Source organism: Cellulomonas chitinilytica (genome assembly GCF_016862675.1).
GTDB classification, from domain to species: Bacteria; Actinomycetota; Actinomycetes; order Actinomycetales; family Cellulomonadaceae; genus Cellulomonas; species Cellulomonas chitinilytica.
Genome location: NZ_BONK01000001.1, coordinates 280677 through 294448, shown reverse-complemented (window position 1 = coordinate 294448; position 13772 = coordinate 280677). Strand labels below are relative to the sequence as shown.

Genomic DNA, 13772 nt, shown 5'->3' with positions numbered 1-13772 from the left:
GCGCCTGCGCGCCGCCCACCGGTGAACCCGTCGGACGGCACACACCTCCTCCCGGGACCTGGCGGTCCCACCCGCGCCGCGCAGCGTCCGACCCCGGGCACGGCGGCGGTAGCAGGCCGGTCGTCGCGACGACGCGACGGCCCCGGAGCGGCTCGACGACGAGGTCGGGCCTTGCCGCGAGGAGTGCACGACGTGTCCCACCACCCGACCCAGCACCACCCGACCCAGCACCACCCGACCCAGCATCCGACCCACCATCCGACCCACCATCCGACCCAGCACCCTCCGCGCCGGGCGGCGCTCTGCGCCCTGCTCGCCGTCGTCCTGACGCTGACCGGGCTCGCCGCGACGAGCCTGGCCGCCGCCCCACGTGCCGACGCCGCGCCCGCCACGATGCGGCCGGCGGCGAACCTGTTCCAGTGGACGTGGAACTCGATCGCGAGCGAGTGCACGACCGTGCTCGGCCCCGCCGGCTACGGCTTCGTGCAGACGTCGCCGCCGAACGAGCACGTCGTCCTGGCCGGCCAGTGGTGGACCTCGTACCAGCCCGTCAGCTACAAGATCGAGTCCAAGCTCGGCACCCGCGCCGAGTACAAGGCGATGATCGACACCTGCCGCGCCGCCGGCGTCTCCGTCATCGCCGACGTCGTGGTCAACCACATGTCCGGCCAGACCTCGGGCACCGGCTGGGCCGGCACGGTGTTCACCGAGGAGCACTACCCCGGCCCGGAGGGCGGGTACGGCCCGCAGGACTTCCACTCGTGCCGCACGAACATCAGCAGCTACAACGACCGCTGGCAGGTGCAGAACTGCCGGCTGGTCAACCTCCAGGATCTCGACACGGGCGCGGAGTACGTCCGCCAGGAGATCGCGAACTACCTCAACGACCTCATCTCCCTCGGCGTCCGCGGCTTCCGGGTGGACGCGTCCAAGCACATCGCGGCGACCGACCTCGAGGCGATCAAGGCGAAGCTGACCGACCAGAGCGTGTACGTCGAGCACGAGGTCATCGCCGGCGCCGGCGAGCCGATCCAGCCCTCCGAGTACCTCGGCTCCGGCGACTCCAACGAGTTCACCTGGTCCCGCACCCTCAAGTCGGTCTTCCAGAGCGGCAACCTGTCCTCGCTCGCCGGGCTCAAGGACCAGTCCTGGCTGCTGCCGACCGACAGGGCCGCGGTGTTCGTCGACAACCACGACACCGAGCGCAACGGCGAGACCCTGAGCTACAAGAACACCACGGACTATCGGCTCGCGAACGTCTTCCAGCTGAGCTACCCGTACGGCTGGCCGACGGTGTACTCCGGGTACGCGTTCAGCACCAACGACGCCGGGCCGCCGCAGCAGGGCAGCGGCGAGGTCGACGACGCCGTGTGCGGGCAGGGCACGTGGACGTGCGCGCACCGGTGGAACGAGACCGCGCACATGGTCGGCTTCCGGAACACGGTGGGCACGGCGGCGCTGACGAACGTGTGGAGCGACGGCGGCAGGCTCGCCTACGGCCGCGGCGACAAGGGGTACGTGGTGATCAACCGTGACGGCTCCGCGCTGCAGCGCACGTTCCAGACGTCGCTGCCCGCCGGCCGCTACTGCGACGTCATCAGCGGCGCGGCGACGTCGGGCGGGTGCTCCGGGACGGTCGTCACCGTGGCCTCCGGGGGCGCGGCGACGTTCACGGTCCCGGCGAACGGCGCCGTCGCGCTGCACGTCGGGCAGCTCGCGGGCGGGACCGGGTCGCCCACGCCGTCGCCCACCCCGACGCCGACGACGGCGTCGCAGGTGTCCTTCGGGGTGAACGCCACGACCGTGTGGGGGCAGAACGTCTTCGTGGTCGGAGACCGTCCGGAGCTGGGCGGCTGGGCGCCCGCGAACGCGGTCCCGCTCTCGTCGGCCACCTACCCCGTCTGGCGCGCGTCGGTGACGCTCCCCGCGGGGACGGTCGTCCAGTACAAGTACGTGCGCAAGGAGTCGAACGGGGCGGTGACCTGGGAGTCCGGTGCCAACCGGACCGTCACGGTGCCGGCGAGCGGTGTGCTCACCCTGACCGACACCTGGCGCAGCTAGGCCGCCACGAGGTGGCGCCGGGTCGTCGGACCCGGCGCCACCCGGGCCCACGGACGGGGTGGCGTCGAGCGCGTGGAGGTGTGCGGCGCCACCCCTGGGCCCCCGCCGGAGCCGTCTCACGTGTGTCCAGATGCTGGCGACGGGCTGAGGATCCCCTCATCTGCCGCCCTACACTGGGCCGAGCACAGCCCTGCCGTGCCGTCCGGAAGGCCCGCGAGAACCGCGGCCGAGGACGCACCCGCCAGCAGGGCTCCCCTGATCGGAAGGCACCGCGTCCCGTGAGCACCCCGACCTTGCGCGTCGCCGTCGTCGGCGCCGGACCGGCCGGCATCTACGCGGCCGACATCCTGTCGAAGACCGACCTCGACGTCAGCATCGACCTGTTCGAGCGCCTCCCGGCGCCGTTCGGCCTCGTGCGGTACGGGGTCGCGCCCGACCACCCGCGCATCAAGCAGATCATCGTCGCGCTGCACAAGGTGCTCGAGCGCGGCGACATCCGGCTGCTCGCGAACGTCGACTACGGCACGGACCTCAAGCTGGACGACCTGCGCCAGTTCTACGACGCGGTCATCTTCTCCACGGGCTCGATCCGCGACGCCGCGCTGCCCGTCCCGGGCATCGACCTCGACGGCTCCTACGGCGCCGCCGACTTCGTGTCGTGGTACGACGGGCACCCGGACGTGCCCCGCACGTGGCCGCTCGAGCACCAGCACGTCGCCGTCCTCGGCGCCGGCAACGTCGCGCTCGACGTCGCGCGCATCCTCGCCAAGCACGCCGACGACCTGCTGCCCACGGACGTCCCCGCCAACGTGTACGACGTGCTCAAGCAGAACCCGGTGAGCGACGTCCACGTGTTCGCCCGCCGCGGCCCGGCGCAGGTGAAGTTCTCCCCGCTGGAGCTGCGCGAGCTCGGCCACGTGCCCGACGTCGACGTCATCGTGTACCCCGAGGACTTCGAGTTCGACGAGGGCTCGATGGCCGCGATCCACTCCTCGAACCAGACCAAGCAGGTCGTCAAGACCCTCACGGACTGGACGCTCAAGGAGCCCGAGGACCTCACCGCCAGCCGCCGCATCCACCTGCACTTCCTGCACAAGCCCGTCGAGCTGCTCGGCGAGGACGGCAAGGTCGTCGGCCTGCGCACCGAGCGCACGGTGCTCAACGGCGACGGCAACGTCTCCGGCACCGGGCAGACCGAGGACTGGCCCGTCACGGCCGTCTACCGCGCGGTCGGGTACTTCGGCTCGCCGCTCGTCGACATCCCGTTCGACGACGTCGCGGGCGTGATCCCCAACCGCGAGGGCCGTGTCCTCGACGTGGACGGCGACCACATCCCCGGCGTGTACGCGACGGGCTGGATCAAGCGCGGGCCCGTCGGCCTCATCGGCCACACCAAGTCGGACGCGTCGGAGACCATCCGCCACCTCGGTGAGGACGTCGCGGAGGCCGGTGACGCGTTCTACACGGCCACCGACCGTGACCCGTCGGCCGTGACGGACTTCCTCGTCGGACGTGGCGTCGAGGTCGTCCAGTGGTCGGGCTGGGAGCTGCTCGACGCGTACGAGAGGGAGCTCGGCGAGCCCCACGGCCGCGAGCGCATCAAGGTCGTCCCGCGCGAGGACATGGTCGCCGTGGCGCTGGGCCGCGAGGCCTGACCCGACGACGAACCGACGGGGGCCCGCTCGGCGACCACGCCGGGCGGGCTCCGTCGTCCCCTGGCTCGATCCGTCGTCCCCGGCCCGATCCGGTGACCCGGCTCAGCCCGTGATGCGGCGCAGGAACTCCCGCGTGCGCTCCTGCCGGGGGTCGCCGAGCACCTGGGCGGGCGTGCCGCGCTCGTGCACCCGCCCCTCGTGCAGGAAGCACACCTCGTCGGCGACCTCGCGCGCGAAGCCCATCTCGTGGGTCGCGACGACCATCGTGAGGCCGGTCTGCTTGAGCTCGGCCAGCAGCTGCAGCACCTCGCCGACGAGCTCCGGGTCGAGCGCGCTCGTCACCTCGTCGAGCAGCATGACGGCGGGCCTGCCGACGAGCGCGCGGGCGATCGCGACACGCTGCTGCTGCCCGCCGGACAGCTCGTCCGGGAACGCCGTGGCGCGGTCGGCCAGCCCGACGCGGTCGAGCACCGCCATCGCCTCGGCCCGGGCCTGGTCGCGGCCGGTGCCGTGCACGAGCCGCGGCGCGAGGGTGAGGTTGTCGAGCACGCGCAGGTGGGGGAAGAGGTTGTACGCCTGGAACACCATGCCGATGCGGGCGCGGACCGTGTCGGCGTCGAGCCGGGGGTCGGTGATGTCCTGGCCCTCGAGCTCGATCACCCCGTCGTCGACGTCCTCGAGCAGGTCGATGCAGCGCAGCAGCGTGGACTTGCCCGAGCCGGACGCGCCGATGAGCACGACGACCTGGTGCGCGTGCACGTCGAGCGACAGGTCGTCGAGCACGACGTGCTCGCCGAACGCCTTGCGGACGCCACGGACGGACAGCAGCGGGGAGCTCGGCAACGACCCCGGCATGGGGTCGCGCACGCGTCCCGGGGTCATCGCATCGCCCCGCCGCCGGCCAGCGCGCTCTGCGCCCCCAGCCAGCCGGACCGTCGGGCGAACCGGTCGGTGAAGCGGGTCAGCGGGATGGTGAGCGCGACGAAGAGCACGCCGGCGACGACGTACGGCGTGAAGTTCGCGTACCGCGCGGTCTCGATCTGCGCGGCCCGGACGGCGTCGATCGCGCCGAGGATCGAGATGAGCCCGGAGTCCTTCGACAGCGCGACCAGGTCGTTGAGCAGCGGCGGGACCACGCGCCGGACGGCCTGGGGGAGCACGACGTGCCGCATCGCCTGCGCCCGGGTGAGGCCCAGCGAGCGGGCCGCGGCCATCTGCGACGGGTGCACCGACTCGATCCCGGCCCGGAACACCTCCGCCACGTACGCGGAGTAGGTGAGCACGAGCGCGATCCCGCCCAGCACGACGGCCGACGTGGGGATGCCCTGCAGCCGCAGGCCCGGCAGGCCGAAGCCGACGAGCAGCAGGACGAGGATCAGCGGCAGGCCCCGGAACACGTCGACGTACCCGGTGGCGAGCGCGCGCACCGGGAAGAACACCGGTCCGTGCAGGGTGCGCGCGAGCGCGAGGAGGAGGGCGAGGACCAGGATGAACACCGCGCTGACGGCCATGACCCGGATGTTCAGCCACAGCCCGTCGAGGATCGCCGGGAACGACGCCGTCGCGACGTCCCAGTCGAAGAACGACGCCTTGACGCGCGGCCACCCGGGCGAGGACGTGAGCGCGAGGACGGCCACGGCGACGAGCGCGACCGTGGAGACGGCGGCGACGAGTGTCGAGCGGTGCGCGCGGCTGCGACGGTAGGCGTCCCGCTCCTGCTGGCGCTCGGAGGGCGCCCAGCTCACTTCAGGACCGGCGCACCCGCGGCGTCGGTGAGCCACGTCGCCTCGAGCTTCGCGAGCGTGCCGTTGGCGCGCAGCGCGTCGACGGCCTCCGTGACGGGCCCGGTGAGGGCGCTGCCCTTGTCGAGCACGAGGCCGAACTGGTCGCCGCCCGCGCTGTCCGGGAGCTGCCCGACGAGGATCCCGCCGTCCAGCTCCGCGCTCGTGAGGTAGAGCGCGGTGGGCAGGTCGACGACGATCGCGTCGACGAGCCCCGACGTCAGGGCCTGCTTGGCCTGGTCGTTGTCGTTGAACACGGAGACCGGCGTGGCCGGGTCGATGGTGTCCTGCGCGGCGGTGAGGCTGGTCGTGCCGACCATCGCGCCGATCCTGAGCCCCTGGAGGGCGGCGAGGGACTTCGCGGTCTCGCCGGCCGTGCCCTCGAGCGTCACGACCGCCTGCGCGGTCTCGTAGTACGGCGAGGAGAAGTCGAGGTTCGCCTTGCGCTCGTCGCTGATCGACACCTGGTTGATCGCGATGTCGAAGGTCTTCGCCCCGGGGGCGATGATCTGCTCGAAGCTCGCCACCTCCCAGGTGACGTGCTCCTTGTCGAAGCCCAGCTGCTCGGCGACGGCGTACGCGACCGCCGCCTCGAAGCCCTTCCCGGTGGTCGGGTCGTCGTCGACGACCCACGGCTCGTAGGCGGGGTCGGACGTCGCGACCGTCAGCACACCGGGCGTGACGGTCGTCAGCGTGCCGTCCGAGGGGGTGGCGTCCGAGCCTGCGTCGTCCGTCGGCGCGCACGCGGCGAGCGCGAGGGCGGCAGCGGCGGCCACGGCGGCGAGAGCGGTCCAGCGAGCGCGGCGCACGGGGTCCTCCGGGGTGTGGGGCGGAAGGTGGGGCAAGGATACGAGGGAACCGGTCCGTGACGGCGTGCGTTCCACGGGTGCAGGACTGCGAGGAGAGAGAAGAACCATGGGTCACCAGCACTACAACGGCCTGAAGACGGCGGCGCTGTTCGGCGCCATGTGGGCGGTGCTGCTCGCCGTCGGCTGGCTGCTCGGCGGCGGCACGCCCAAGTTCCTGCTGTTCTTCACGGTCCTCGGCCTGGTCATGACGGCTTTCTCGTTCTGGAACTCGGACAAGATCGCCATCAAGGCGATGCGCGCCCGGCCGGTGAGCGAGCTCGAGCAGCCGGTGATGTACCGGATCGTGCGCGAGCTCTCGACGGCGGCCCGGCAGCCGATGCCTCGGCTGTACGTCTCGCCGACGGCCGCGCCGAACGCGTTCGCCACCGGGCGCAACCCGCAGAACGCCGCGGTGTGCTGCACGGAGGGCATCCTGCAGCTGCTCGACGAGCGCGAGCTGCGCGGCGTCCTGGGGCACGAGCTCATGCACGTCTACAACCGGGACATCCTCACGTCGTCGCTCGCGGCGGCGGTCGCGGGCGTCATCACGTCGCTGGCGCAGTTCGCGCTGTTCTTCGGCGGCGGCAACGACCGCGACCGCGGCGGCAACCCGATCGCCGGGCTCCTGCTGGTGTTCCTCGCGCCGCTCGCGTCGACCCTGATCCAGCTGGCCATCAGCCGGACCCGGGAGTACGACGCCGACGAGGACGGCGCGCGCCTGACGAACGACCCGCTCGCGCTCGCCTCGGCGCTGCGCAAGCTCGAGGCCGGCACGAAGGCCCGCCCGCTTCCGCAGGACCGCGAGCTCACCAACGTCTCGCACCTGATGATCGCGAATCCGTTCCGCGGCCAGGGCGTCGCCAAGCTGTTCTCGACGCACCCGCCGATGCAGGAGCGGATCTCCCGGCTCAAGGCCCAGGCGGGCCAGCAGGGCGGCATCACCCGCTACTGAGCGTGGGGTGAGAGGGCTGCGGATGAGGTAACTCTCACCGAATCTCCACGCTCATCCGATGAGATCGAACCGTCACATTCCGGACGGAACCCTAGGCTTGCTGGCCGCGAGGGGGCGCGGTGCCCGCTCGCGTCGAGGAGGCGCTGTGGCCCAGGACCGGTACGACGTCGCGGTGGTCGGAGGTGGGGCCACGGGCTCCGCGACGGCCTGGGCCCTGGCCCGCAGCGGGCACACGGTGGTGCTCGTGGAGGAGCGGACGTCGCTCGCGGAGACCGGCTTCGACCTCGTCCGGCTCGGGCACGCCGACCCCGACCGCACGCGGCTCGCGCTCCTGGCGCACCAGTGGTGGCAGATCCTCGAGCAGGAGTCCGGCGCCGAGCTCCTCACCCTGACCGGCTGCGTCGAGCACGGGCCCGTCGAGGCCCTGCGGCCGCTCGTCGAGACCCTCCTCGTCTCCGACATCCCGTTCGAGTACCTCACCGGGCCGGAGGCGGCCCTCCGGTGGCCGTGGCTGGCGTTCGACGACCGGGTCGTCGTGCAGCCCGTCGCAGGCGTGGCCGACGCCGGCCGGACGATCCTCACGCTCCAGGAGCAGGCGGCGCTGCACGGCGCGGAGATCCGCCGGGGCACGCGTGCGGTGCGCGTCGAGCGGGGTGACGACGGCGTCCGCGTGCACGTGGCACGGGCCGGCGCCGCCGACCCGCACGCGTGGGACCAGGTCTCGACGATCGAGGCCGGGGCGGTCGTCGTCACGGCGGGACCGGCGTCCGCCGGGCTGCTCGGCGAGGTCGTGACCCTGCCCGCGAGCCGGGCCGTCCAGGACCACCGGTCGCAGGGGACGAGCACGGAGTCGCACCCGAGGGACCAGGGGCCCGCCTTCGTCCACCGCGTCGACGCCGCCGCGCACGGCGCCGCCCGCGGCTCGCTCGGCCCCGACGACGGCTACCCGACGGACGGTGTCCGCGGCTACCACGCGCCGGACGGGTCGCTCACGGTGGTGAGCCGGACCGAGGACCTGGATCGCGTGGTCCTCGACGAGTACGTGGCGGCGTGGCTCCCGGGCGTCACGCTGTCCGAGCAGCCCGTCCCGGTGGCGACCCGGCACGACGGCCCGATCGTCCTGGACCGGCTCGGCCGCGTCGTCGTCGGCGTCGGGATGGGCGTCCACGGCGTCGCGTTCGCCCCGGGGACGGGGCACGTGCTGGCGACGCTCGCGGAGGACGCCCTGGGGTTCGCCCGGCTCTACGACGACCCGGAGGCGTTCGACCGGGCGCCGTTCGCCCTCACCGCCCTGGTCCCGACCGCCTGAGCGGTCCGGGCCGCCCCAGAGGGCGGGCCGCCTCAGAGGACCGGGCCGACGGTCTGACGGAGGACCTGCCGGGTGGCACCCCGGCGGGGTCCTGCGCCGGGCGGTGGGCCCGGCGCAGGACCGGGTCAGCGGTAGTTGACGAACTGCAGGGCCGCGTCGACGTCGGCACCCTTGAGCAGTGCGATGGTGGTCTGGAGCTCGTCGCGGCTCTTCGCGGAGACCCGCAGCTCGTCGCCCTGGATCTGCGTCTTGACGCCCTTGGGGCCCTCGTCGCGCACGATCTTGGCGAGCTTCTTGGCGATCTCGCTGCTCAGGCCCTCCTTGATGAGCGCCTCGAGGCGGTACTCCTTGCCCGACGGCTTCGGCTCGGGGCCGTCCTCGCCGGTGTCGAGCGACTTGAGCGAGATGCCGCGCTTGATGAGCTTGGACTGGAACACGTCGAGCACCGCGAGCACGCGCTCGGAGGAGTTGGCGACCATGAGGATCTTCTCGCCGCTCCAGGTGATCGACGCGCCGACCCCCTTGAAGTCGTACCGCTGGGCGATCTCCTTCGCCGCCTGGTTGAGCGCGTTGTCGACCTCCTGCCGGTCGACCTTGCTGACGACGTCGAACGACGACTCGCTCGCCATGTGTCTCCTCCTGCCGCCCGGTCTCGCCGGGTCATCTCCTGCGGGGTGGCCCTCGTCGGGCCGCACCCCACCGTGCTGCATCTCGGGCCGTTTCGCGAGCACTGCCCGCGGCTTGCTATCCTTCCACCCGCACGCCGCTCGCGGTGTCGGCCTCCGGGTCGACGGTGACGGCGGGCAGACCCTGGCGGGTTACCCGAGTGGCCAAAGGGGGCTGACTGTAAATCAGCTGGCAACGCCTACGGGGGTTCGAATCCCTCACCCGCCACACTGCACGACGAGAGCCCGGACCTTCGCGGTCCGGGCTCTCGTGCGTTTCTCGCGAGGAGCGCGTCCTGCTGCCTAGGGTGGGCGCAGGTCGGCCGACGGCCGCCGCCGCCCGCCCCCGGGGCGCCGCGCCCGGCGACCTGGAGAGGGCACCATGCACATCTCGGCCAAGTCCGACTACGCGATCCGGGCCGCCCTGGAGATCGCCCAGCGGGAGCCCGACGTCGTCACGGCGGACACCATCGCGGGCGGGCAGGGCCTGCCGCGCACGTTCGTCGTGTCGATCCTGGCGGACCTGCGCCGCGCCGGGCTGGTCCGGGCGCACCGGGGCTCGTCCGGCGGGTACGTGCTGACGCGGCCGGCGTCGGACGTCACGCTCGGGTCGATCATCCGCGCCGTGGACGGGCCGCTGGGGCAGGTGCACGGGCTGCGGCCGGACGAGGTCGAGTACCCGGGGGTCGCGGAGCACCTCCCGGACGTGTGGGTCGCGGTGCGCTCGAGCCTGCGTCTGGTGCTCGACGGGACGACGCTGCAGCACGCCTTGACGGGTCGGCTGCCCGCCCCGGTGGCGCGGATGCGGGATGCGCCCGGTGCGCGGGAGCCGCGTGCGGTGCCGTCGTGGGCGAGCTGATCGTCCACGATCCAGACGAGCGGCGATAAAGCCGACTCAATCGGTAGGCTATTGGCGCATGACCCTCACCCAGCCCGTCGAGGTCGCCGGTCGCGTGAGCGACGCGGAGCTGCTCGCGAGGTACCGGCCGGTGTTCGCCCGGATCGCGCAGGGCACGCTCGAGCGTGAGGCGTCGGGCCGCCTGGCCCTGGAGGAGTCCGGCTGGCTGCGCGACGCGGGGTACACCGCGGCCCGCGTCCCGCGCGAGCTCGGTGGCGACGGAGCCAGCCTGCGCCAGCTCTTCCTGCTCACCGTCGAGCTCGCCGCCGCGGACTCCAACCTGCCCCACGCGCTGCGGATCCACTTCCGCACCACGGAGGACCACTGGGCGCGACGCGACGAGGCCCGGGCGCAGCAGTGGCTGCGACGGATCGCGGACGGCGCGGTCGTCGGCACCGCGGTCAGCGAGCGCACCGGGGAGTTCCGCAAGCCGGCCACGACGCTGCGCCGCGAGGGTGGTCGCCTCGTCCTGAACGGCACGAAGTACTACAGCACCGGCGCGCTGTACGCCGACTACCTCACGGTGTCCGCAGCGCGGGAGGACGGCGAGCTCGTCACCGCGGTCGTCCGGGCGGACGCGCCGGGCGTCGAGCGCATCGACGACTGGGCCGGCTTCGGACAGCGGGGGAGCGCGAGCGGCACGACGGTGTTCGTGGACGCCCCGGTGGAGGGCGAGGACTGGGTCTTCCCGCCGCCGGGCGGTGGCGCCGGGCGGCTCGCGCACCTGCAGCTCACCCACCTGGCGACCGCGGCGGGGATCGTGCGGCGTGCGACCGACGAGGTGGCGGAGTTCGTCCGGCGCCGGCACCGGACGTACCCGCACGCGAGCGCGGCCGTGGCCGCCGACGACCCGCTGGTGCAGCAGGTCGTCGGCCGGGCGGACGCGGTCGCCGGGACGCTGCGCGCGATCGTGCTCGACGCGGCGGACGCGCTCGACCGGGCGGCCGACGCCCGGTACGCGGTGCGGACCACCCCGCCCGCGGAACGCTCCGCCCGGGCCCTCGACGAGGCCGCCGCGCTCGAGGTCGAGGCGGAGCTGAGCGCCTACCGGGCGCAGAGCGTGGTCCTCGACCTCGCGCTGCGGACGGTCACGGACATCTTCGAGGTCGGTGGCTCGTCGGCGCTCGACGGCAGCCACCACCTGGACCGGCACTGGCGCAACATCCGCACCCTCGCGTCGCACAACCCGGTGATCTACCGGGAGCGCCAGCTCGGCGACCACCTCCTGAACGGCACGCCGCCGCTGCTCGCCTCGGCGGAGGACACCGCGACCGCAGGCTGAACGACGGGGGTCGAGCGGGCGAGCGGCACGAGGGCCGCGGCGGCCACGAGGGACGCGGCCCCCATGACGAGCACGAACCGCTCGTCGGCGATCCACGCGCCCACCAGCGGTGCGCCCGCCCGGGACAGCGCCATCGGCACGGTCATGACCGCGAGGATGCTCGCGAAGCGCGCGACCCCGAACGTGTCGGCGACGATCGACGGCCGCGCCACGACGCTGATGCCGTAGCCGAGCCCGAACCCGCCGACGCACGCGAGCGTCAGCGGGAGGGACGTGCCCGCGAGCGGCAGGACGAGCAGCGACGCACCCTGGACGGCGAACGACACCGCCGTGACCGTCGCCATGCCGAACCGGCGGGCGAGCGGTGCGAGCGCGAGCCGCGAGCCGATCTGCATGGTGCCGACCGCCAGCGGGAGCGCGGAGGCCGTCGCCGGGCTGAACCCGACGTCCCGGAAGTACGTGACCATGAGCAGCAGGAACGCCGACGTGGCACCGGCCTGCGCGACGAACGCGACGAGCAGCAGCCAGAACCGGGGGCTGCGCAGTGCGCCGCCGACGGGCGCCCCGCTGCGAGCGGTGGCGCGCAGCGAGTGGGCGGCCCGCCCCGGCACGGCCCACAGGTGCACGGGGACCGCGACGAGCGCGAGCGTGCCGGCCAGCACCAGGAGGGCCGTGCGCCAGCCGAGCAGCCCGTCGAGCCAGCCGGTGAGCGGGTAGTAGAAGCTCGTGGCGAGCCCCGTGATCATCGTGAGCACGACGATCGCGCCGTCGCGGTGCCGGTGCTCGGTGGCGACCACGAGCACCGCGAACGCCGCCTCGTACGTCGACATCGCCAGCGCCAGGCCGACGAGCGTGAACGCGAGGTACAGGCCCGTCAGCGACCCGGCCCGGGACCAGAGCAGCACCGCGACGACGCCCACGGCCGAGCCCGTCGTCATGAGGGTGCGACCGCCGTAGCGGTCGAGCAGCGACCCGACCGGGAGGGCGGCCGCCGCGCCGACGAGCGTCGAGATCGTCGCGGCGAGCGTCACGGCTGAACGGCTCACGCCCAGGTCGTCCGCGATGGGCACGAGCAGCACCGTGAACGACTGGATGAGAGCGCCGTAGCCGACGGTCTGCGTGACCGCGAGGACGAGGACGAGCCGCCGCCAGCGGTGCTCGTCCTGCTGCTCCGGGCGGGCGGTGGTCGGTGCCGGAGCGCTCATCCGCGCAGCAAGGGCAGCAGCTCGTCGCCCTGGCGCCGGATCTCCCGCAGGTACGGGGTGTCGGAGAGCACGAAGTGGGTGATGCCGAGGTCCTGGTACCGGCGCAGCGACTTCGCGACGTCCTGCGCGGAGCCGACCAGCCACGTGGTCCCCGCGCCGCCGCCGCCGAACCGGCCGGGCGTCGTGTACAGGTTGTCGTCGAGCACCTCGCCCTGCGCGGCGAGGTCGAGCAGTCGCCGCTGCCCGACGGCCGTCCCGCGGTGCCGGTCCCGCGGATGACCACCCTGGGAGCGGGCCATCTCCGCGACCCTCGCCTCGGCGTCGGTCCACGCCTCGTCGGTGGTGTCCCGCACGAACGTGGTCACCCGCAGCCCGAACTGCAGCGGGGCGTGCTCGCGGCCGAGCTCGTCGCTCAGGGCCCGGAGCCGCTCGATGCGCTCCTGCACTCCGGCGAGCGGCTCGCCCCAGAACAGCTGGACGTCGGCCTCGGCGGCCGCGACCCGCTCGGCCGCCTCGGACGCACCGCCGAAGTAGAGGGTCGGATGCGGCCGCCCGTCGCGCGGCTCGATGCGCGGGACGACGGTCGACCCGGTGACCTGGAAGTGCTCGCCCGCGTAGTCGACGTGCTCCTGCGTCCAGAGACGTCGGACGAGCTGGAGGAACTCCTGCGTGCGGTCGTAGCGCTGCGCCTGGTCGCCCTCGCTGTCGCCGTAGGCGCCGAGGTCGTCCTTGCCGGACACGACGTTCACGCGGACGCGGCCGCCGGTGAGGTGGTCCAGCGTGGCGGCGGCGGACGCGAAGTTCGCGGGCCGCCAGTAGCCGGGCCGGACCGCGACGAGCGGCTCGAAGGTGGTGGTGCGGGCGGCCAGCGCGGCGGCGACCGTGAACGTGTCGGGCCGTCCCCAGCCGGTGCCGAGCAGCGCACCGGTCCAGCCGTGGTCCTCGAGCGCGACGGCCTGCTCGGTGAGCGTGCGGAGGCTGTTGTGGTCCGCGGACACGGGCTCGCCGCGGTGCCCGGGGGTGACCTGGTTGGGGATGTACCAGAGGAACTCGGGGTTGCTCACGGGTCGTCCTTCGGTGGTGTGGGTCGACGGGCCGGTCAACGGGCCGGTCGAC

General features: G+C 73.3%; 12 protein-coding genes and 1 tRNA gene. 7 read left to right on the top strand and 6 right to left on the bottom strand.

Annotated features, from left to right (window positions below):
* Window positions 1-192 precede the first annotated feature (192 nt).
* The gene (locus tag Cch01nite_RS01420) at window positions 193-2061 is read left to right on the top strand and encodes a carbohydrate-binding module family 20 domain-containing protein (protein ID WP_239069720.1); all 1869 of its coding nucleotides are present in this window, start codon (window positions 193-195) and stop codon (window positions 2059-2061) included.
* A 278-nt stretch (window positions 2062-2339) separates the two neighbouring features.
* On the top strand, window positions 2340-3716 hold the full coding sequence (locus tag Cch01nite_RS01415; RefSeq protein ID WP_203747598.1) for an FAD-dependent oxidoreductase: 1377 nt from the start codon (window positions 2340-2342) through the stop codon (window positions 3714-3716).
* 102 nt (window positions 3717-3818) lie between these two features.
* On the opposite strand, the gene Cch01nite_RS01410 is transcribed toward Cch01nite_RS01415, so the two are convergent.
* From Cch01nite_RS01410 to Cch01nite_RS01400, 3 genes are read right to left on the bottom strand one after another with little or no spacing between them, the layout of a single operon-like run.
* Window positions 3819-4571, bottom strand: coding sequence for an amino acid ABC transporter ATP-binding protein (locus tag Cch01nite_RS01410; RefSeq protein WP_203748111.1), 753 nt, complete (start codon window positions 4569-4571; stop codon window positions 3819-3821).
* 23 nt (window positions 4572-4594) lie between these two features.
* On the bottom strand, window positions 4595-5461 hold the full coding sequence (locus tag Cch01nite_RS01405; protein WP_239069715.1) for an amino acid ABC transporter permease: 867 nt from the start codon (window positions 5459-5461) through the stop codon (window positions 4595-4597).
* On the bottom strand, window positions 5458-6306 hold the full coding sequence (locus tag Cch01nite_RS01400; RefSeq protein ID WP_239069714.1) for an ABC transporter substrate-binding protein: 849 nt from the start codon (window positions 6304-6306) through the stop codon (window positions 5458-5460). The genes Cch01nite_RS01405 and Cch01nite_RS01400 overlap by 4 nt, the downstream gene beginning before the upstream one ends.
* 106 nt (window positions 6307-6412) lie before the next feature.
* Here Cch01nite_RS01400 and htpX point away from each other — a divergent pair, with 106 nt between their 5' ends.
* Both htpX and Cch01nite_RS01390 read left to right on the top strand, forming a co-directional pair.
* A complete protein-coding gene (htpX, locus tag Cch01nite_RS01395; protein ID WP_203747592.1) occupies window positions 6413-7297 on the top strand; it encodes a zinc metalloprotease HtpX in 885 nt (294 codons plus the stop codon).
* Window positions 7298-7442: 145 nt separating this feature from the next.
* Complete coding sequence (locus tag Cch01nite_RS01390; protein ID WP_203747590.1) at window positions 7443-8606, top strand: FAD-dependent oxidoreductase; 1164 nt, start codon at window positions 7443-7445, stop codon at window positions 8604-8606.
* Between the two features lie 125 nt (window positions 8607-8731).
* Here Cch01nite_RS01390 and Cch01nite_RS01385 read toward each other — a convergent pair whose 3' ends face one another.
* Window positions 8732-9235: a YajQ family cyclic di-GMP-binding protein gene (locus Cch01nite_RS01385; RefSeq protein WP_203747588.1), complete on the bottom strand. Its 504-nt coding sequence runs from the start codon at window positions 9233-9235 to the stop codon at window positions 8732-8734.
* 183 nt (window positions 9236-9418) lie between these two features.
* On the opposite strand from Cch01nite_RS01385, the gene Cch01nite_RS01380 reads away from it, so the two are divergent.
* The 3 genes from Cch01nite_RS01380 (at window position 9419) to Cch01nite_RS01370 (ending at window position 11451) form a co-directional block, all read left to right on the top strand.
* Window positions 9419-9500: transfer RNA gene (locus Cch01nite_RS01380), tRNA-Tyr, on the top strand.
* Between the two features lie 153 nt (window positions 9501-9653).
* Window positions 9654-10130 (top strand): RrF2 family transcriptional regulator, encoded by a 477-nt coding sequence (locus tag Cch01nite_RS01375; protein WP_203747586.1) that lies wholly within the window; start codon window positions 9654-9656, stop codon window positions 10128-10130.
* Between the two features lie 58 nt (window positions 10131-10188).
* Window positions 10189-11451: an acyl-CoA dehydrogenase family protein gene (locus Cch01nite_RS01370; RefSeq protein WP_203747583.1), complete on the top strand. Its 1263-nt coding sequence runs from the start codon at window positions 10189-10191 to the stop codon at window positions 11449-11451.
* On the opposite strand, the gene Cch01nite_RS01365 is transcribed toward Cch01nite_RS01370, so the two are convergent.
* Both Cch01nite_RS01365 and Cch01nite_RS01360 read right to left on the bottom strand, forming a co-directional pair.
* Window positions 11364-12656: an MFS transporter gene (locus Cch01nite_RS01365; protein ID WP_203747579.1), complete on the bottom strand. Its 1293-nt coding sequence runs from the start codon at window positions 12654-12656 to the stop codon at window positions 11364-11366. The two genes, Cch01nite_RS01370 and Cch01nite_RS01365, sit on opposite strands and share 88 nt — an antisense overlap.
* Complete coding sequence (locus tag Cch01nite_RS01360) at window positions 12653-13720, bottom strand: LLM class flavin-dependent oxidoreductase (RefSeq protein WP_203747576.1); 1068 nt, start codon at window positions 13718-13720, stop codon at window positions 12653-12655. Before Cch01nite_RS01360 ends, Cch01nite_RS01365 begins: the two co-directional genes overlap by 4 nt.
* Window positions 13721-13772 lie beyond the last annotated feature (52 nt).

What these genes read in the sequence shown, in the direction of transcription:
- Cch01nite_RS01410 (WP_203748111.1), bottom strand. Translation starts at nt 4,571, where the DNA reads ATGCCGGGGTCGTTGCCGAGCTCCCCGCTGCTGTCCGTCCGTGGCGTC.
- htpX (WP_203747592.1), top strand. Translation starts at nt 6,413, where the DNA reads ATGGGTCACCAGCACTACAACGGCCTGAAGACGGCGGCGCTGTTCGGC.
- Cch01nite_RS01385 (WP_203747588.1), bottom strand. Translation starts at nt 9,235, where the DNA reads ATGGCGAGCGAGTCGTCGTTCGACGTCGTCAGCAAGGTCGACCGGCAG.
- Cch01nite_RS01375 (WP_203747586.1), top strand. Translation starts at nt 9,654, where the DNA reads ATGCACATCTCGGCCAAGTCCGACTACGCGATCCGGGCCGCCCTGGAG.
- Cch01nite_RS01370 (WP_203747583.1), top strand. Translation starts at nt 10,189, where the DNA reads ATGACCCTCACCCAGCCCGTCGAGGTCGCCGGTCGCGTGAGCGACGCG.
- Cch01nite_RS01365 (WP_203747579.1), bottom strand. Translation starts at nt 12,656, where the DNA reads ATGAGCGCTCCGGCACCGACCACCGCCCGCCCGGAGCAGCAGGACGAG.